The organism is Sphingopyxis sp., from assembly GCF_965279725.1.
In the GTDB taxonomy this organism is placed as follows: Bacteria; Pseudomonadota; Alphaproteobacteria; order Sphingomonadales; family Sphingomonadaceae; genus Sphingopyxis.
Genome location: NZ_CBDIIL010000003.1, coordinates 338632 through 356451, shown reverse-complemented (window position 1 = coordinate 356451; position 17820 = coordinate 338632). Strand labels below are relative to the sequence as shown.

Genomic DNA, 17820 nt, shown 5'->3' with positions numbered 1-17820 from the left:
ATGCGGAAGACGCGTTTAGGGATGACCGCAGCGCTGTTGACGCTGTCGCTTGCGGGCTGCGGCGTATTCAAGGGTGACGGCGGCCCGAAGACCCCGACGGTCGGCGATCGCGTTTCGATCCTGTCGAACGATGCCAGCATCAAGGTCGATCCGGCCACCGCAGCGATTGCTGTTGTGCTGCCCGAACCGGCGGTAAACGCCGCCTGGGCACAGTCGGGCGGCAACGCATCGAAATCGATGGGGCACCCGGCCCTGGCCGCGACGCGCAGCAAGCTGTGGCAGGCCAATATCGCGGGCAGCACGAACAAGCAGCGGCTCGCCGCATCGCCGGTGATCGCCGACAACCGCCTGTTCGCGGTCGATACCGACGCCGTCGTGACCGCTCTCGCCGCCGACACCGGCGCGCCGTTGTGGCGCACCGCGATCGGCAGCACGGGCAAGGATTTCAAGGATTCGCTGTTCGGCGGCGGCGCCGGGGTCGACGGATCGGTCGTCTATGCGACGAGCGGCGCGGGCGATGTCGCGGCGCTGAACGTCGCTGACGGATCGGTGATCTGGAAGGTGAAGCCCGCGGGTCCGCTGCGCGGCGCGCCGACGATTGCCTTTGGCGGGGTCTATGTGATCAGCCAGGACAATCAGATCATCGCGCTCAACGCCGCCAATGGCGCGGTGCTGTGGCAGGCGACGGCGTCGCTCGAACCCGGCAGCGTGTTCGGGGCAGCGTCGCCCGCGGCGGGCCAAGGCACGATTGTCGCCGGTTTCTCGTCGGGCGAGGTTCAGGCTTATCGGTACGAAAATGGCCGCGACCTGTGGGAAGACGCGCTGGCGCGTACCTCGATGGCGCTGTCGGTGTCGACGCTGACCGATGTCGATGCCGATCCGGTCGTCGATAACGGCCGCGTGTTCGCGCTCGGTCAGGGTGGCCGCATGGCGAGCTATGAACTGCTCACCGGTCAGCGCACCTGGGAAATCTCGATCGCCGGCATTTCGACGCCTTATGTCGTCGGCGAATGGGTCTATGCGATGACCGACGACGGCAAATTGCTGTGCGTCGCGCGCACGTCGGGCAAGGTTCGCTGGCTTCAGCAGCTCGCGCGCTTCCGCGTGGAAACCGAAAAGAAGAAAAAGGATCCGATCCGCTGGACCGGTCCGATTCTGGCGGGCGGCCGCCTGATTGCGGTCAACAGCGAGGGAGTCCTTTCGGAATTCTCGCCGACCGACGGCTCGCTGCTCGGTTCGACCGAATTCAAATCGCCGCTGTCGCAGGCACCGGTGGTGGCGAATAATATTTTGTATATTTTGGCGGATGACGGGCAGATCACGGCCTGGCGCTGACAAGCGTCCGGGCTGGGGCGGCCCGGCGCAATTACAGGGATAAAGTGTCATGTCGCGATTCGCGACGATCGCCATTGTCGGCCGCCCGAACGTGGGCAAATCGACGCTGTTCAACCGGCTGGTCGGCAAGCGGCTGGCGCTGGTCGATGACCAGCCCGGGGTGACGCGCGACCGGCGCGAAGGCGACGCCAACCTGCTGGGCCTTGAGTTCCGCATCGTCGATACCGCGGGTTTCGAGGATCAGGACGCCGCGACGCTGCCGGGGCGGATGCGCGTTCAGACCGAAAAGGCGGTGCGCGAGGCCGATGCCGCGCTGTTCATGATCGACGGCCGCGCCGGAGTCGTGCCGCTGGACGAAGAAATCGCCCGCTGGCTGCGCAGCGAGGACACGCCGATCATCCTGGTGGTCAACAAGGCCGAAGGGAAACAGGGCGAAAACGGCCTGATGGAATCCTATTCGCTGGGGTTCGACAGCCCGGTCGCGCTCAGCGCCGAGCATGGCGACGGTATGGTCGACCTGTTCGACCTGCTGCGTCCGATCGTCGAGCCGTTCGACGAGATCGAAAAAGAAGTCGCCGCTGCGGACGATGATGAGGACGCCCCGCTCGGCCCGATGAAGCTGGCGATTGTCGGCCGACCCAACGCGGGCAAATCGACGCTGATCAACCGCATGATCGGCGAAGATCGCCTGATCACCGGTCCCGAGGCGGGGATCACCCGCGATTCGATCCGCGTCGACTGGAAATGGGAAGACGACGGCGAGGTTCACGAAATTCAGCTGTTCGACACTGCCGGGATGCGCAAGCGCGCCAAGGTGCAGGACAAGCTGGAGAAGCTGTCGGTGATGGACGCGCTGCATGCGGTCGATTTCGCCGAAGTCGTGGTTCTGCTGCTCGACGCCACCAAGGGGCTGGAGTCGCAGGATCTGCACATCGCCGATCGCGTGCTGCAGGAAGGCCGCGCGCTGGTCGTCGCGCTGAACAAATGGGACGTTGCGGAGGATCCGTCGTCGTTGTTCAACGGCGTGCGCGGCGCGCTCGAGGACGGGTTGAGCCAGGTCAAAGGCGTGCCGGTGCTGACGATTTCCGGTGCGACCGGCAAAGGGATCGATACCCTGGTTCGCGTCGCGTTCGAACAGCGCGCGATCTGGACCAACCGCGTGTCGACATCGACGCTCAATCGCTGGTTCGAACGCGCGGTGGATGCCAACCCGCCGCCCGCGCCGGGCGGCAAACGGATCAAGCTGCGCTATATCACCCAGGCCCGCACCCGGCCGCCGACCTTTGTCGTGTTCGGCACCCGCACCGATTCCTTGCCCGGCAGCTATGAACGCTATCTGGTCAACGGCATGCGCAAGGAACTCGGTTTCCAGGGCGTGCCGGTGCGGCTCAATTTCCGCAACTCGCGCAATCCTTATGACGAGTGACGGAATTTGACGACGGCGGAAACGCTGGTTGTTGATGCGCGTGGGATGCGCTGCCCCTGGCCCGCGCTGCGGCTGGCGCGCGCGATGCGGGGCGCCGCGGATGTGCTGCTGATCGCCGATGACCCGCAGGCAGGCCGCGAGATTGCGGCGCTGGCCACCGAACATGACTGGCTGGTCGAGGCCGAATCCGCGGCGGATGACGCGGCGCGCTGGCGCGTCCGCCGCCGCTGACCCAAAATGGGGCGGCTTTGGTTTCTGGTTCGCCGCGTCGTAACGTCTTTTTTACCGAACTTGGGCATGCATCGGTTGGGACCACGACCGAATTTGAACACCAAGGGACAAAGCATTGGACGAACTCCTGGTCGATTGGGATGAATTCCGCGCCACGCGCACCCAGTTGGGCGCCGCGTTCGTGCGGATTCTCGGATATTTTCGCGAAGACGGCACCAAATCGGTGGCGGCGATCGAAGAGGCGATGCGCGCCCGCGACGCCAGTGGCCTGGTGATGCCGGCGCACACGCTGAAAAGCGAAGCCCGCCAGTTTGGCGGCGAAAAGCTCGGTGAGGTCGCCGAAGATATCGAAATGTTCGGGCGCCACTGCGTCGAAAGTCAGGTCAGCCCCGAAGAATATCTGCCGCGCGTGGTCGAACTGCGGCGGCTGTTCGAGGAAACGCTGAGTGCGCTCGAACGCGAAGCCAACCCGCTTGTCCAGCGCCGCCCGGCCGGGTTCGGTCGCGCGGTCGGTTACTGAGCGATCATAGCCTTGCGCATCGGCTGAATTTCGCCGCGCGCGAGGCTTCGCCACAGCCATTCCAGCGGGCCATAATGGAAGCGTTCCAGCCAGGGCTTCGACCACAGCAGCATTGCCGCCCACATGCCCAAGCAGAAAAGATAGAGCGCGGTGCGCCCGACGCTGCCGAACAGGCCCAGCCCATAGCCGTAAAAGATCGTCGTCATCACGATCGACGTCGTCAGGTAATTGGTGAAGGCCATGCGCCCGGTCGCCGCGAGCCGCGCCCGCACCGCATCATTTGCCTTCACCTTGATCAGCCACATGATCAGCGCCGCCCAGCCGATCGTCATCACGATGTCGAATGGTGCCGACAGCGATAGCGACGCGCCGAAGGTCGATACGGCGCTGAACCCGCTTTGCATCTGATAGAGTGCCAGCGCGACCAGCGGCGGAATGCCGATCAGGAAACAGCGCAGCGCCCATTTGCGGTAGCGCGCAGGCTCCCAGTCGCCGGTCAGCATGCGTGATTTATACAGCGCCATACCAACCAGCATCAGGCCCATCGTTTCCCACATAAACATCAGAACCGCGACAAAGGGCTCGGTCAGCATGTCGCCGGTGCGATGCGCAACGATGCTGGCGTAGCTGCCCAGATAGATCACCATTTCCGCGGCATAGCTGGCGGCATTGGGTCCCATTTCGGCGTTCATATCGGCAAGGCTGGCTTCCATGCTTGACGCCATTTCGGCGGGCATCTTGCCCGCTTCGGCTAGCGCCATCGTCGCCCACCCGAGCGCCATGAACCCGATCCCGACAACGAAAAAGGCAATGGCCCAGATGGTCAGCGCCTTCACCGACAGGTTGCGGAATGCAAACAGCAGCAGGCCGCATATCGCGTAAAGGAACAATATATCGCCGAACCAGATGAGGTAGAAATGGGCGAGACCGAAGAGGGCGAGCCAGACCATGCGCGAATAATGCGATCGCGCGGCGCTGCGGTTGTTGCTGGCGGCGCTTTCGATGACCAGCAAGGTGCTCGCCCCGAACAGCATCGAAAACATGCCGCGCATCTTGGAATCGACCAGCACGAAATTGAAAAACCAGGTGCCCAAGTCGATCCCGCTTACCGGCCCTCCGGCCAACGGGTTCGAATAGGCGGCAAAGGGCAGGGCAAAGGCGGCGACGTTCATCGCCAATATGCCCATCACCGCGACGCCGCGAATGGCATCGAGGCTTTCGTACCGCGTTGTCGTCACGCCGCCCATCGCATATCCCCCGTCGAACAGGATGCAGAGCTATCCCGCGCATCCGGCAGCGTCGAGCGCTTTCTCACTATTGACATTCATGTCAGTAATGCTATCTGCACAACATCAGATGATTCGCCAGAGTCCGCAAAAGAGAGCCGCCATGACCCCGACCATTTTCTCCCATCCCGACCGCAAGCCTGCGAAGTTCCGGCCGCTGAAGGCGCTGTCGCACTTCCGCAAGCTGATCAAGGACAAGGAAGACACCGAACAGGTGTTCCACATCTTTGAAAATCTGCCGCGTAAAGGCTTCATGGACGATGCGCGCGCCTTCGTCGAAAGCGACAAGGGCCAGCGGCTGATGGCGAGCGAGCCCTATCTGCCCGACCTGCTCGACGATCATGCCTGGATCGATCAGCTGCCCGAAGGCAGCGTCGGCCATGCCTATGTGACCTTCATGCGCCGCGAAGGCCTATCGGCCGCAGGCCTTGTCGCCGAAGCCAATAAAATGGGTCGTCCCAAGTTCGACGATCAGGTGCAATGGTATGCCAACCGCCTGCGCGACACCCACGACCTGTTCCACATCCTGACCGGCTACGGCCGCGATGCGCTCGGCGAACAATGCGTGCTGGGCTTCACCTATGGCCAGACCGGGAATTACGGCAACGCCTTCATCGCTTATGCCGGCGGCTATGAAGTGAAGCGCGGCGTGAAGGCTGATGCCCCGGTGTTTGGTGCAATCCGCCAGGGCCAGCGCCACGGCAAGGCATCGCAGGCGATCATCGAGCAGGACATTCGTTCATTGCTCGCCGAACCGCTCGACGCGGCGCGCGCGCGCCTGGGGATCGGCGAACCGACGCTGTATCAGGAAGCGCATCGCGCTTATCAACGCCGCGGCATTGATCCGTATAATTTCCTGGCGTCGCAGCAGGCGATGGCGGCTTGAACGGTTAGATCCTCCCCTTGGCGAAGCCATGGGGAGGGGGACCGCTCATCGCAGATGAGTGGTGGAGGGGCTGCGCCGTTGGGCGCCATAGCCCATAGGTCAGCGCTTCGCGCTGCCACCTCCCCATGGCTTCGCCACAGGGAGAATCATTACTCCGCCAGCTTTGCGATCAGCGCCTGCGCCGCGGCGGGATTACGCACCTTCGCGCCCGAGATGAAAAAGATGAAGACGTCGCGGTCGCCCTTGGCCCAATCGCGGGCCTGCTTCGCCCAATGGTCGAGCGCCTTGTTGTCATAGCCCGTTTCGACCTCCTCCTCGCTGCGCTGAAGGCGCGCGTAGGTGAAATCGGCGGTCTGTTCATCGATGCACGGGAATTCGTCGCTGTCGGCGTAAACGACCGCCATATTGCGCTCGCGCAGCATGGCGGCGAAGGCCGGATCGCGGAAGCTTTCGTCGCGGACCTCGATCGCGTGACGGAGCGGCAGGCCGTCCTGACTGTCGGGCAGCAGGTCGAGGAAGCCCGCGAAATCGTCGCGGTCGAACTTCTTGGTCGCCATGAATTGCCAGAGGATCGGGCCGAGCCGGTCGCCGAGCCGTGTCAGCCCTTGGGTCAGGAACTTCTCGATCGACGCCGCGCCTTCTTTAAGCACCTTGCGGTTGGTCGCAAAGCGTGACGCCTTGACGCTGAACTTGAAGCCGTCGGGAACGGCGGCGGCCCAATTGGCGAAGGTCTCGGGCTTCTGGCTGCCATAATAAGTGCCGTTGATTTCGAGCCCGGTCAGATGTTGGCCGGCATATTCGAGCTCGCGTTTCTGGGCGAGGCCGGTCGGGTAGAAGGGGCCGCGCCATGGTTCGAAGGTCCAGCCGCCGATGCCGATATGGATGGTCATTGGTTCACTCCTTCGCCCATTAGCCCTGCCTCGTCATTGCGAGGAGCCGAAGGCGACGCGGCAATCCCCAGCTATGGTCCTGAATGGATGTTTGCTGGAGATTGCTTCGCTACGCTCGCAATGACGAACTAGGCAAGCGCTGCATCGGCTCCCATCAGCGCCGGGAAAAAGCCCTCATGCGCTTCGCGCAGCTCGGCGAGGCTCACACTATGATCGCTCCCCTCCAGCTCGAACACGATACGGTCCTTGATCGTGCGCCCGACCGGATCGACCGGCACGTCGGCGCGGCCCGCAGCGTCGAGGAAGTCGGCGAGGCAGGTGTCGCAGACGGTGACCAGATACAGCCCCTGGTCCTCGCCGAAGAAGCTTTCGGCGACGCCGAACGGCTGTTCTTCGCTGACCAGCACGCCGATGTCGGATTTGAGCGCCATTTCGGCGAGCGTCACCGCGATGCCGCCGTCGGACACGTCGTGGCAGGCGGTGATCCAGCCAGCGTTGATCGCATGGCGGATGAAGTCGCCGGTGCGCTTTTCGCAGCGCAGGTTAACCTCGGGCGGCGGGCCTTCTTCGCGGCCGTGGATTTCGCGCAGCCAGATGGACTGGCCGAGATGGCCGGCGCGTTCGCCGACCGCGAGGACGATGTCGCCGGTACGTTTGAAGCCGATGCCGACCGCGCGGTTCAGATCCTCGATCACGCCGACACCGCCGATTGCGGGGGTCGGCAGGATCGCGCTGCCGCCGCCGGTCGCCTTCGACTCATTGTAAAGGCTGACGTTGCCCGACACGATCGGATAGTCGAGCGCGATGCACGCCTGCGCCATGCCGTCGAGACAGCCGACGATCTGGCCCATGATTTCGGGACGCTGCGGGTTGGCGAAGTTCAGGCAATTGGTGATCGCCAAGGGAGTCGCGCCGACCGCGCTGATGTTGCGCCAGGTTTCGGCGACCGCCTGCTTGCCGCCCTCGATCGGATCGGCGTAGCAATAGCGCGGAGTGCAGTCGGTCGACATGGCGAGCGCGCGGTTGGTGCCGTGGATGCGGACGAGCGCCGCGTCGCCGCCGGTCTGCACCGTGTCGGCGCCGACCTGGCTGTCATATTGCTCCCAGATCCAGCGGCGCGAAGCGATGTCGGGCGTGCTCATCAAGGTCTTGAGGTCGGCCGCGACGTCCTTCGTCTCGGGAACGTTGGTCAGCGGCGCCTGCTTCGGGGTCGGGACATGCGGGCGGTCATACAATGGTGCGTCGTCGGCGAGCGGCGCGAGCGGGATGTCGCAGACGATCTCGCCCTTGTGCTCCAGCACCATGCGTCCGGTGTCGGTGACGGTGCCGATGACCGCGAAGTCGAGTTCCCATTTGTGGAAGATCGCGGCGGCGAAATCTTCGCGGCCGGGCTTCAGCACCATCAGCATGCGTTCCTGCGATTCGGACAGCATCATTTCATACGCCGTCATGCCGGTTTCGCGCTGCGGCACATCATCCATCTTCAGATGGAGGCCGACGCCGCCCTTCGACGCCATCTCGACTGACGACGACGTGAGACCCGCGGCGCCCATGTCCTGAATCGCGACGATCGCGTCCGACGCCATCAGCTCGAGGCATGCCTCGATCAGCAATTTTTCGGTGAACGGATCACCGACCTGCACCGTCGGGCGCTTTTCCTCGGCATCCTCGCCGAAGTCGGCTGAGGCCATGGTGGCGCCGTGGATGCCGTCGCGGCCGGTCTTCGAGCCAACATAGACGATCGGATTGCCGATGCCCGATGCGGCTGAATAGAAGATCTTGTCCTGCTCGGCGATGCCGACGGTCATCGCATTGACCAGGATATTGCCGTCATAAGCCTTGTGGAAATTGACCTCGCCGCCGACCGTCGGGACGCCGACGCAATTGCCGTAGCCGCCGATGCCGTGAACGACGCCCGAGATCAGATGCTTCATCTTCGGATGATCGGGGCGGCCAAAGCGCAGCGCGTTGAGGTTCGCGACGGGGCGCGCGCCCATCGTAAAGACGTCGCGCAAAATGCCGCCGACGCCGGTCGCCGCACCCTGATAAGGTTCGATATACGACGGGTGGTTGTGGCTCTCCATCTTGAAGATCGCAGCAAGCTTCTTGCCATCCGGCCCTTCGCCGATGTCGATGACGCCGGCATTTTCGCCGGGGCCGCAGATCACCCACGGCGCCTCGGTCGGCAATTTTTTGAGATGAAGGCGCGAGCTTTTATAGCTGCAATGCTCGGACCACATGACCGAGAAGATGCCGAGTTCGACGAGGTTGGGTTCGCGGCCGAGTGCGTGCAGGACGCGGTCATATTCTTCCGGAGACAGGCCGTGCTCGGCGACGATCTCTGGGGTGATGACGGAGGCGGGCGCGGTTGCGGTCTGAGTCATGGCGCGCCTTTAGCGCTGCGCGCGCGAAACGAACAGACCCCATGATGCGAAAAGCACCACGGGGCCTGCGGTCGGAGCGGTTTTTAGCGGGCGGCGAGGGTGGTCACAGGCTTGGTCAGCGGCTCGACGTCGCGCAGCGTGAAACTGACCTGCTGCGATCCCACCGTGCCGCGCACACGATGGGTGCCGACGCGCAGGGTGAAAGGCTTGCCGGTGCGTTCCTCGACGCCGCTGATGACGCGGACATCGCCGACTTGGGTCACGGTGTAGCTGTACGTGCTGCCACCATGTTCGAAACGCTGCTTAGCGGGTTCCTCGGCATGCGCGATCGTGGGGACCAGCGCGAGCAGGGCGAGGGTGGGGAGGAAGATCTTTTTCATGATGCAAGTCCTTGTTTGGGTTAACAAAACTTGCCTTTACGCCCCTCTCTCTTGTGCAGTGCAGCATGAATGGCCGCGCGCTGCACGGCAATTGCAAAAAGCGGAATCGTGATTGTTGTAAGTGAGCGGGCTTTATGTCGCGCGCGGGACCAGCGTCAGCACCAGCCACGCCGCCGCGCCCGCTGCAAAGCCTGTCGCTAGCGTACCCCAGGCGATGTCGAGCAGCGTGACCTTGGTCGACCAGATCTTCATCGTCGCATGGTTGGTGAGGTCATAGGTCATGTAACAGAAGAAGCCGAACATCGCCCCCCACTGCGCCGCGACCTGCCATTTTCCCGCCGCCAGCGCCGGGCCGACCGCGAAAATCTGGATGCCCAGCATATAAAGCGCATAAAAGATCAGCGCCGGGGCCGGGCGCCAGCCGTCCATCAGCAGCGCGCCGATTTCGGGGCGATAGACTTTGGTCACCATCGTGCGGAGCCACAGCGCATCGAGGATGCCGAAGATCACGGCGGTGGCGCCATAAGCGGCGATGGCTTGCAGATTCATGCGGGCACTTCCTTCGGCGGTGGCAGGCGGCGACCCGCCCATGCGGCGAGCAGGGTAATAACGCCATAGGTACCGAACACGACAAGCGCGGCGGCTAGATCGGGTTCGGTTGGTTGGGGGCCAAACCAGTTTACGGCCTGGACCAGGAGCATCGCCGCGGCCAACACAGCCAGCACTGCCCAATCGCCGCGCGATGGCGGTCGCGCGCGGACCAACATCACCAACGCGAGCGCGACCAGTCCGAGTTCGAGCGGCATCGCCAGCGCCGGATGATTCCACAATCCCAGCCCGAGCTTGGGCGGGCTACCCCACAGAGTGAGGTCGGGGACATGGACAAGCAGATCGACGAACCAGTGCGAGACCACCACCGCGCCGCCGATCAACGCTGCCGCGCGGCTGCGTGTTGCCAGCCAGACCAGCGCGGCAAACGCCGCCGCAAATACCAACGCGCCCACCAGGCTGTGGGTATAGGGCATATGATACAGGTCCATCGGGTTCATCACGCTGATCCCGGGCGACAGGCGCAGATGTTCGATGTCGGCCAGTACAAAAGCGAAAAAGGCCCAGTCGACCAACTGCCCAGCCAGAAACAACGTCCCCAGACCCGGCGCTTTCGGATGCGCGGCGGCGGCCAGCGCCGGTGCCCAATGTCCTATGAACATGGGCGGCTACGCTAAGGCAACGCGAGGCGAGGTCAAGCTTGACCGCCGCACTTGACCAGGGGGGGGCGAACGGGCCAAAGCAGGGCATGACGGATACTCCTGACGCTGCTGCCGCCTCCGCCCCGGACACCGCGATCGCCGCGCTGTCGTTCGAAGCCGCAATGGGCGAGCTGGAAACGATCGTGCGGCGACTCGAAAGCGGTGATGTCAGCCTGGAAGAATCGGTTGCGCTCTATGAACGCGGCCACGCACTGCGCCGGCATTGCGAAGCGCGGCTCGCCGCGGCGCAGGCGCGGATCGAACAGGTGAGCCTGGGGGCTGACGGTCGGCCGACGGGAACCACTCCCTTCGGCGAAGGCTGATCCCATCATGACGTCGGCAAGCGACGATATTTCCAGCGCAACGCAGTCGCTGCTGAGCACCCAGGCCGAGGTGATGGCGGGCATCGACGCGCTGTTCGACCAGCTGTTGCCGGTACCCAGCGACCCGCGCGCGCCGCTCTACGAAGCGATGCGCCATGCCGCGATTGCGGGGGGCAAGCGGCTGCGCCCCTTGCTGGTGCGCGCCGCGGGCGACCTGTTTCATGTCGATCGCGGGCTCAGCCTGCGCGTCGGGGCGGCGGTCGAGGCGATGCACGTCTATTCGCTGATCCACGACGATCTGCCGTGCATGGACGATGACGATCTGCGCCGCGGCAAGCCGACGGTGCACAAGGCGTTCGACGAGGCGACCGCAGTGCTGGCGGGCGATTCGCTTCACGCAATGGCGTTCGAGTGGCTCTGCGATCCGGCGACGAGCAGCGACCCGTTCGTGCGCGGCGAGCTGTGCTGTGAATTGGCTCGCGCGGCAGGTCCGGCGGGCATGGCGGGTGGCCAGATGATGGACCTTGCCGCCGAAACGTCGAACTTCGATTTGCAGACGGTCACCCGGTTGCAACAGCTCAAGACCGGGGCGCTGATCGCTTTTTCGGTCGAGGCCGGCGCGATCCTGGCGCGCATCCCGCCCGAGGGGCGTACCGCGCTGCGCGCCTATGCGCGCGACATCGGCCTCGCGTTTCAGATCGCCGACGACATCATGGACGTCGAGGGAGACGAGGCGCTGGCGGGCAAGGCGCTGCATAAAGATGCAGCCGCGGGCAAGGGCACCTTTGTGACGCTGATGGGACTCGAACGCGCGCGCGAACAGGCGACCGCGCTGGTCGATCAGGCGATCGGGCATCTCGCGAGCTTTGGCGACGAGGCGACGTTGCTGCGTGCCATCGCCCGCTATGTGGTGGAAAGGGACCGTTGATGCGCATTGGGGTTTATCCCGGAACGTTCGATCCTATCACGCTGGGACATATGGACATCATCCGCCGCGGCGCGAAGCTGGTCGACCGGCTGGTCATCGGCGTGACGACCAACATCACCAAATCGCCGCTGTTCGACGATGACGAACGGATCGAGATGGTGCGCAGCGAAGTGGCGGGGCTGGGCGGCGATATTCGCGTCGTCGGTTTCAACGCGCTGTTGATGGATTTCGCCGAGCGCGAAGGCGCGAACATGATCGTCCGCGGGCTGCGCGCGGTCGCTGATTTCGAATATGAATATCAAATGGCGGGGATGAACCAGCAGCTCAACGACCGCATCGAAACCGTGTTCCTGATGGCTGACGTCGGCCTGCAACCGATCGCGTCGCGGCTGGTCAAGGAAATCGCGATCTTTGGCGGCGACATTCGCAAATTCGTGACGCCCCCGGTGCGCGAGGCGGTGGTGGCCCGGATCGCCGAACGCGGGCTGCTGCAGGGCGACCGCTAAATACCGATCATTGAGCGTTCAGCTTTTTCCCGCTAGGGGGCGGCGAACGGGGCGCGCGTTCAATTTCTTTATAGAGGCCGATCCAGCATGAAATTTTCCTTCCGCCCCATGATTCTTTCCGCGATGGCGCTCGGTCTCGCGGCGTCGGCTGTGGCGCAGGAAGCGCCGCCAGCGCCAAGCCCGATGCCCGAAGTGAGCCAGCCCGAGCCGCCAGTGGAAGCGCCAGCGCCGCCGCCCGTCGCGACGCCGCCTGCCCCCCAGGCGCCCGCACCGGCTCCGACCACCGACACTGCAGCGCCAGCCACTGCGGCAGTGCCAGCGGTGCCGACGATGACGCCCGACCAGTACATCAATAACCCGGAATATATGCTCAACATCGATCTTTCGACTGGCGGCCGGGTCGTGGTACAGCTGTATCCCAATGTCGCGCCGACCCATGTCGATCGCCTGAAGCAGCTCGCGCGCGCAGGCTTTTACGACGGGGTCAAGTTCCACCGCGTGATCGACGGCTTTATGGCGCAGACGGGCGACCCGACCGCAACGGGGCAGGGCGGCTCGCAGCTGCCCGACCTCAAGGCCGAATTTAACGTCACCCCGCACCTGCGCGGCACGCTGTCGATGGCGCGCGCCGAAAGCGAAGACAGCGCGAACAGCCAGTTCTTCATCATGCTCCAGCCGCGCTTCGCGCTCGACCGCCGCTACACCGCCTTTGGCCGCGTCGTGTCGGGGATGCAATATGTCGACGCGATCCATAAAGGCGAGCCGCCCGAAGTGATGTCGCGCATGGTGCAGGTGTCGGTCGCGGCCGATAACAAGCCAATGCCGCCTGCATCGATGCTGGTCGAAGCGGTGCCCGCCCCGGCGCCCGCCGCCGAGATCACCGCCGACCAGCTCAACGCCCCGATCCGTTAAGCCGATCGTCGGCGCGAGTCCCGATGCGCGTCGACGCCTTCAACTTTGACCTGCCGAACGAGCGGATCGCGCTGCGCCCGGCCCGGCCGCGCGACGCCGCGCGGATGCTGGTGGTCGATGGTGACACGATCAGCGATGCGGGGGTCAGCGACCTACCCGCATGGCTGCGTCCCGGCGATTGCCTGGTGTTCAACGACACGCGCGTCATTCCCGCGCAGCTCGAGGGTCGCCGCGGAGAGGCCAAGATCGGCGCCACCCTGCACAAACGGATCGACCTGCGCCGCTGGCAGGCCTTCGTCCGCAACGGCAAGCGGTTGCGCATCGGCGAGACGGTCGATTTCGGATCGGGGGTCATGGCACTGGCCGAAGACCGGCTCGCCGACGGCAGCTTCATCCTGGCCTTTGGCGGTGACGAACCGGTCGAAGTGCTGCTCGAACGCGCCGGCACGATGCCGCTGCCTCCCTATATTGCCGGCAAGCGCCCGACCGATGACGACGATCGCGCCGATTATCAGACGATGTTCGCGGCCAAGGATGGCGCGGTCGCCGCACCGACCGCGGCGCTACACTTCACACCGCGATTGCTTGCAGCGCTGGCGGCGGCGGGCGTTGCGACTGAGACGCTAACACTGCACGTCGGTGCTGGTACCTTCCTGCCAGTGAAGGCCGACGATACCGAAGATCATGTCATGCACGCCGAATGGGGGCGGATCGAGGCGGAGACCGCGGCGCGGCTCAACGCTGTGCGCGCTGCGGGAGGCCGCGTGATTGCGGTCGGCACCACCAGCCTCCGCCTGCTGGAAAGCGCGGTGCAGGACGACGGCACGATCGCCGCGTTTGCTGGCGACACGGCGATCTTCATCACCCCCGGCTACCGGTTCAAGGCGATCGACGGGTTGATGACCAATTTTCACCTGCCGCGCTCGACCTTGTTCATGCTGGTCAGCGCGCTGATGGGGCTGGAGGTCATGCAGGGTGCTTACGCCCATGCGATAAGCAACCAATACCGGTTTTATAGCTATGGCGACGCCAGCTTGTTGCTGCCCGAACGCACGGTATAGACCTGTCGTCGCCGTGGGCGCGCGGTCCGGCTAAATCTCGATGATGATTTTGACGTTGTCGGTGCTGACTGCGGCAGCTTCGGCGACCTGCGCTTTGGCGCGCTCAACGACATTGCGCAGGCTGTTGGCCTCATCGATCCCCAGCAGTTCGGTTATTTCAACATCCAACAGGGTCGCCAGCGCTTTGACCCGCCCCGCCTTGGGCCGCGCCTTATCTTGCTCCCAGGCCGAGATCGATTGTTCGCTCACGTCCAGTTCGGCGGCGATCTGGACCTGCGTCAGCCGCTTGGCGGTACGGAGCCGGTGGAGCCGGTTGCCGAAGCTTTCGATCGCGGGCTCGCTTGGAGCGACAACCTCATCACGATTTTCCCCGACCAGGGCGCGCAGCTGGGCGGCGCTCAGGGTTGCGGACGAGATTGGCGTATCGAATTGGCAGCCATAGAGGGCGTCGCTGGCCCAAATGACTTTGGCACGGGTCGCTCCGGCATGCGGCAAGACGATGTCAATCGCGTCGCCAAGCGCCAACGCAGCCTCACCCTCGAGCAGTAGTCCCGTCGCCGAAATATTATGCACCGACACATTGAAGTCGCCGCCGCTGGCGTTGGTGCCCTGCAGTTTCAGGCGCAATTTCCGTCGCGCGCTGCGTGCTTTGCCGTCCGACGGCGCTGCTTTTTCAATAAATGCCGGAATTGCCATAGCCTCCATAGTCGGTGCTGTGGGGTTAAGGCGGCGTTACCGGAACCGATATGCGGTCATGCGTGTGCGCGCGACGACGAAGGTCGGTGCAAGGCAGGCATCCGTCACAGCGCGCGCGGCCATTGCTGGATTGGCGCCGGTCGGGCGAGCCAATGGCAGCTTAAAGACGGCCTAAGTTAAAAATTTAGTTTGGCTATCATGACCGGTCGGCGGATCCAGGAGGGTGGCCAGATCCGAATCCGGCAACCGATTGCTCGCCAAACGCCCATGAATAAGGAGGTTTCGCTTTATTCCGCGATCTTAATGTCTTGCGCGGCGCTGTATCAAAGGGGAACAAAGTCCGATCTGACGCTGTAAACGGGCCAGGCCGAGCGGTATCGGCATTGCTAATGTAAATAAATTGTTTATTTTCATAAACAGATTTGAACGATTCTTCGGCCACGGGGGTGGCGAAGGACAAGAACAACGCCCGGCGGCGCGCCTGGAGAAATTCAGGCGTTTCGTTCGGCATCGGGGGTTTTTTGGCACATTGTCTTCACCGAAAGGTGGCGCGATCCAGCGCGGCGGCAGCTTTGATGCTGTTGTCGACCATCGCGACCGCAGCACAGGCTAAGGACAACGCGCCAACTTTCGATGGGGCGTCGGTCAACGTCGTCCTGGCTGGCTACATAACGGCGAAATGCTCAGTCGGCGGTGGCGGTACGATCAGCCTGGGCGAATTGACTGGCGACAAGCAGGCCATCGCGCGGTTCGATGTCGGCTGTAACGTCCCGTTTGAAATGGTTTTTCGGTCTGCATCGGGCGGAATCGCCCATGCTACCAAGCCGCAAGGCGAAGGCCCCTATGTGGGCCTCGTTCCCTATCGGTTGGATGTAACGGTACCGGCGCTGTCGCCATTGCCGACGCAGCTCCACGCCGATTTCACCAGCAATCAGATGGTCGCAGGCGCCTCGCTAAACAGCGGTGACGCGATCGCAGCGGGAGGCGGCGAAATCCGCCTTCAAACACAAATGACGCAAGGCCGCGAACTTCTCGCGGGCCAATACGTGGACTCGATCATGATCGTGATCAATCCCCGCGTCTAGGAATACTGGCCCCCAAAGCCAGTTGGGTCGTTCGTTTAAGTGAAGTGCATATAAGTTAACTTGAAAGGTAGTTTTATCATGAAGATTTCTCTGTTTATCACTGCGGCAGCTGTCGCTCTCACCAGCACCGCCGCCATGGCTCAGCAGGACGGCACGCCCGCAAATAACACCACCTACGTCAATCCCAACAACCCGGGCAACGTCGGTGTCGCTAACAGTGATGTTTCGGCTGATTTCACGATCACCGGCACCGTCAGCCAGGCTTGTGTTCTGGGCGCCGGCGGCGACCTGAAAGACGTCAACTTCGGCACCATCGGCATCTATGCCGACGCAACCAGCACCGTTGAAAACGTCTTCACCTCGGTCGGCACCGCGAACGGCCACAGCCGTACCAACCTTGCGGGCTGCAACACCGCCAGCACCATGACCGTTACCAAGCTGAATGGCGTTGATGGGTTGAAGAACACGGGTAACGTCGGCGGATACGACAGCACCGTGTTCCAGGCGAACATCCCCTACTCGGTCAGCGCGGTGTACAGTGCTCCTGCGTTTGGACAGCTGACGAACGGAAGCGCCGGCCAGATTTCGGTCGCACCGACCGCAACTTCGGGCACGAAAACGAACGGTGCTTGGAAGTCGCCGGCAGCGTTCGGCATCGTCATTTCGGACCCGACGAAGGCGCTGGTTGCTGGCACCTACACGGATACCGTAAGGGTTGAGCTGGCTGCCGCTCTCTAAGGCACCAAGAAGTTAGATGTCGTGGGGGACAGAAATGTCCCCCCGGCATTTTTATATGGGGGACGGGGCAAGGGCGACACGGGTCGCGCCAATGATGTCCCGTGCGAGGGACGGATGATCAAATTGCGGTTTGCAGACTTGTTCACGAAACTGCGCATTGTTGCGGTTCTGGTGTTTCTGGGCATCATCGCCTCGACCTCCGCTCTTGCAATGCGCGTGTCCCCGATGGTTTCCGAATTGTCGACTTCTGGCAGCGGCGCAGTGGCGCGGATCGAAGTTGGCAATGTCAGCTCGGTCTCTTTGCCTTTCGAAACGAAGATTACGCGTATCGATTTCGACGAAGACGGCAAGCTGGTCGAAACCGATGCTGACGAAGACTTCATCACCTTCCCGCCGCAAGGCCTAGTCCCGGTATCGGGTCGACAGGTTGTTCGTGTGCAGTGGATCGGTCGGCCTGACATCCCGACCTCGCAGGCCTATTATTTGTGGGTCCGCCAATTGCCGGTCGAAACCAATCCGCAAAAAATCCAGGGTACGGATGCATCGGTGTCAATCGACATATTGTACACGATGAAGTCGCTGATCATCGTCGCGCCTCCCGGCGTTAAGCCCGATGTGGAAGTGGTGTCCTTGGTGCCTGACATGGTCCTTCCGCCGGTGCCTGACATCGATCCCGCGCTTAAGGCCGCAGAGCCTGCCGATGCAAAACCCTCTGAGCCGCAGCCCGGTTTGAAAGTTGTGGTCGCAAACAAAGGCAATCGTTACGCGTTAATGAGCGGCGCAAAGTGGGTTGTCACCGCAACCACTGCGGACGGCAAAGCTTTTGAGCGCACCTATGGAAATGAAGAAGTGTCGCAGCTTGTCGGCGTCGGTTATCTCGCTCCCGCTGGCGGCAAGCGTACCTTCTCGATCCCGACCGGGGTTGAGCTCGATCCCGCAAAACCGATCACGATGCGGTTTGTTCGGTGAGGCTGAATCTTCGT

General features: G+C 63.1%; 20 protein-coding genes. 13 read left to right on the top strand and 7 right to left on the bottom strand.

The window, feature by feature from the left end:
* The 4 genes from ACQY6T_RS10510 to ACQY6T_RS10495 all read left to right on the top strand — a co-directional run bounded on the left by ACQY6T_RS10510 (position 1) and on the right by ACQY6T_RS10495 (position 3512).
* The gene (locus ACQY6T_RS10510; protein ID WP_428630733.1) at positions 1–1335 is read left to right on the top strand and encodes a PQQ-binding-like beta-propeller repeat protein; all 1335 of its coding nucleotides are present in this window, start codon (positions 1–3) and stop codon (positions 1333–1335) included.
* A gap of 49 nt (positions 1336–1384) precedes the next feature.
* Positions 1385–2761 carry a ribosome biogenesis GTPase Der gene (der, locus tag ACQY6T_RS10505; protein WP_428630732.1) on the top strand — a complete coding sequence of 459 codons (1377 nt, stop codon included), beginning with the start codon at positions 1385–1387 and terminating at the stop codon, positions 2759–2761.
* 6 nt (positions 2762–2767) lie between these two features.
* Complete coding sequence (locus ACQY6T_RS10500) at positions 2768–2992, top strand: sulfurtransferase TusA family protein (RefSeq protein WP_428630731.1); 225 nt, start codon at positions 2768–2770, stop codon at positions 2990–2992.
* Positions 2993–3107: 115 nt separating this feature from the next.
* Positions 3108–3512 (top strand): Hpt domain-containing protein, encoded by a 405-nt coding sequence (locus ACQY6T_RS10495; protein WP_428630730.1) that lies wholly within the window; start codon positions 3108–3110, stop codon positions 3510–3512.
* Here ACQY6T_RS10495 and ACQY6T_RS10490 read toward each other — a convergent pair.
* Positions 3506–4759, bottom strand: coding sequence for a DUF418 domain-containing protein (locus tag ACQY6T_RS10490; RefSeq protein ID WP_428630729.1), 1254 nt, complete (start codon positions 4757–4759; stop codon positions 3506–3508). The genes ACQY6T_RS10495 and ACQY6T_RS10490 overlap by 7 nt on opposite strands.
* Positions 4760–4901: 142 nt before the next feature.
* Here ACQY6T_RS10490 and ACQY6T_RS10485 point away from each other — a divergent pair, with 142 nt between their 5' ends.
* Positions 4902–5684, top strand: a complete 783-nt coding sequence (locus ACQY6T_RS10485) for a Coq4 family protein (RefSeq protein ID WP_428630728.1) — start codon at positions 4902–4904, stop codon at positions 5682–5684.
* A 149-nt stretch (positions 5685–5833) separates the two neighbouring features.
* On the opposite strand, the gene ACQY6T_RS10480 is transcribed toward ACQY6T_RS10485, so the two are convergent.
* From ACQY6T_RS10480 to ACQY6T_RS10460, 5 genes are all read right to left on the bottom strand, one after another.
* Positions 5834–6574, bottom strand: a complete 741-nt coding sequence (locus ACQY6T_RS10480; protein WP_428630727.1) for a DUF72 domain-containing protein — start codon at positions 6572–6574, stop codon at positions 5834–5836.
* A 128-nt stretch (positions 6575–6702) separates the two neighbouring features.
* The gene (purL, locus tag ACQY6T_RS10475) at positions 6703–8958 is read right to left on the bottom strand and encodes a phosphoribosylformylglycinamidine synthase subunit PurL (RefSeq protein WP_428630726.1); all 2256 of its coding nucleotides are present in this window, start codon (positions 8956–8958) and stop codon (positions 6703–6705) included.
* Between the two features lie 83 nt (positions 8959–9041).
* Positions 9042–9338 carry a hypothetical protein gene (locus tag ACQY6T_RS10470; protein ID WP_428630725.1) on the bottom strand — a complete coding sequence of 99 codons (297 nt, stop codon included), beginning with the start codon at positions 9336–9338 and terminating at the stop codon, positions 9042–9044.
* A 132-nt stretch (positions 9339–9470) separates the two neighbouring features.
* Positions 9471–9887, bottom strand: a complete 417-nt coding sequence (locus tag ACQY6T_RS10465) for a DUF2177 family protein (protein WP_428630724.1) — start codon at positions 9885–9887, stop codon at positions 9471–9473.
* Positions 9884–10549 (bottom strand): hypothetical protein, encoded by a 666-nt coding sequence (locus ACQY6T_RS10460; protein WP_428630723.1) that lies wholly within the window; start codon positions 10547–10549, stop codon positions 9884–9886. Before ACQY6T_RS10460 ends, ACQY6T_RS10465 begins: the two co-directional genes overlap by 4 nt.
* An 86-nt stretch (positions 10550–10635) precedes the next feature.
* Between ACQY6T_RS10460 and ACQY6T_RS10455 the strand changes: the two genes are divergently transcribed.
* The 5 genes from ACQY6T_RS10455 (at position 10636) to queA (ending at position 14318) form a co-directional block, all read left to right on the top strand.
* Positions 10636–10911 carry an exodeoxyribonuclease VII small subunit gene (locus ACQY6T_RS10455; RefSeq protein ID WP_428630722.1) on the top strand — a complete coding sequence of 92 codons (276 nt, stop codon included), beginning with the start codon at positions 10636–10638 and terminating at the stop codon, positions 10909–10911.
* Positions 10912–10984: 73 nt separating this feature from the next.
* Positions 10985–11839 (top strand): polyprenyl synthetase family protein, encoded by an 855-nt coding sequence (locus ACQY6T_RS10450; RefSeq protein ID WP_428632626.1) that lies wholly within the window; start codon positions 10985–10987, stop codon positions 11837–11839.
* Positions 11839–12345: a pantetheine-phosphate adenylyltransferase gene (coaD, locus tag ACQY6T_RS10445; protein ID WP_428630721.1), complete on the top strand. Its 507-nt coding sequence runs from the start codon at positions 11839–11841 to the stop codon at positions 12343–12345. The genes ACQY6T_RS10450 and coaD overlap by 1 nt, the downstream gene beginning before the upstream one ends.
* Positions 12346–12453: 108 nt before the next feature.
* The gene (locus tag ACQY6T_RS10440; RefSeq protein WP_428630720.1) at positions 12454–13257 is read left to right on the top strand and encodes a peptidylprolyl isomerase; all 804 of its coding nucleotides are present in this window, start codon (positions 12454–12456) and stop codon (positions 13255–13257) included.
* A 23-nt stretch (positions 13258–13280) separates the two neighbouring features.
* Entirely contained in the window at positions 13281–14318 is a 1038-nt protein-coding gene (queA, locus tag ACQY6T_RS10435; protein ID WP_428630719.1) for a tRNA preQ1(34) S-adenosylmethionine ribosyltransferase-isomerase QueA, read from the top strand.
* A 30-nt stretch (positions 14319–14348) separates the two neighbouring features.
* Here the strand turns inward: queA and ACQY6T_RS10430 are convergent, their stop codons facing one another.
* Positions 14349–15014 carry a helix-turn-helix domain-containing protein gene (locus tag ACQY6T_RS10430; protein ID WP_428630718.1) on the bottom strand — a complete coding sequence of 222 codons (666 nt, stop codon included), beginning with the start codon at positions 15012–15014 and terminating at the stop codon, positions 14349–14351.
* A 446-nt stretch (positions 15015–15460) separates the two neighbouring features.
* Here ACQY6T_RS10430 and ACQY6T_RS10425 point away from each other — a divergent pair, with 446 nt between their 5' ends.
* The 3 genes from ACQY6T_RS10425 to ACQY6T_RS10415 all read left to right on the top strand — a co-directional run bounded on the left by ACQY6T_RS10425 (position 15461) and on the right by ACQY6T_RS10415 (position 17806).
* Positions 15461–16099, top strand: coding sequence for a hypothetical protein (locus ACQY6T_RS10425; RefSeq protein ID WP_428630717.1), 639 nt, complete (start codon positions 15461–15463; stop codon positions 16097–16099).
* Positions 16100–16177: 78 nt separating this feature from the next.
* On the top strand, positions 16178–16837 hold the full coding sequence (locus ACQY6T_RS10420; protein WP_428630716.1) for a hypothetical protein: 660 nt from the start codon (positions 16178–16180) through the stop codon (positions 16835–16837).
* Positions 16838–16951: 114 nt separating this feature from the next.
* Entirely contained in the window at positions 16952–17806 is an 855-nt protein-coding gene (locus ACQY6T_RS10415; protein WP_428630715.1) for a fimbrial biogenesis chaperone, read from the top strand.
* Positions 17807–17820 lie beyond the last annotated feature (14 nt).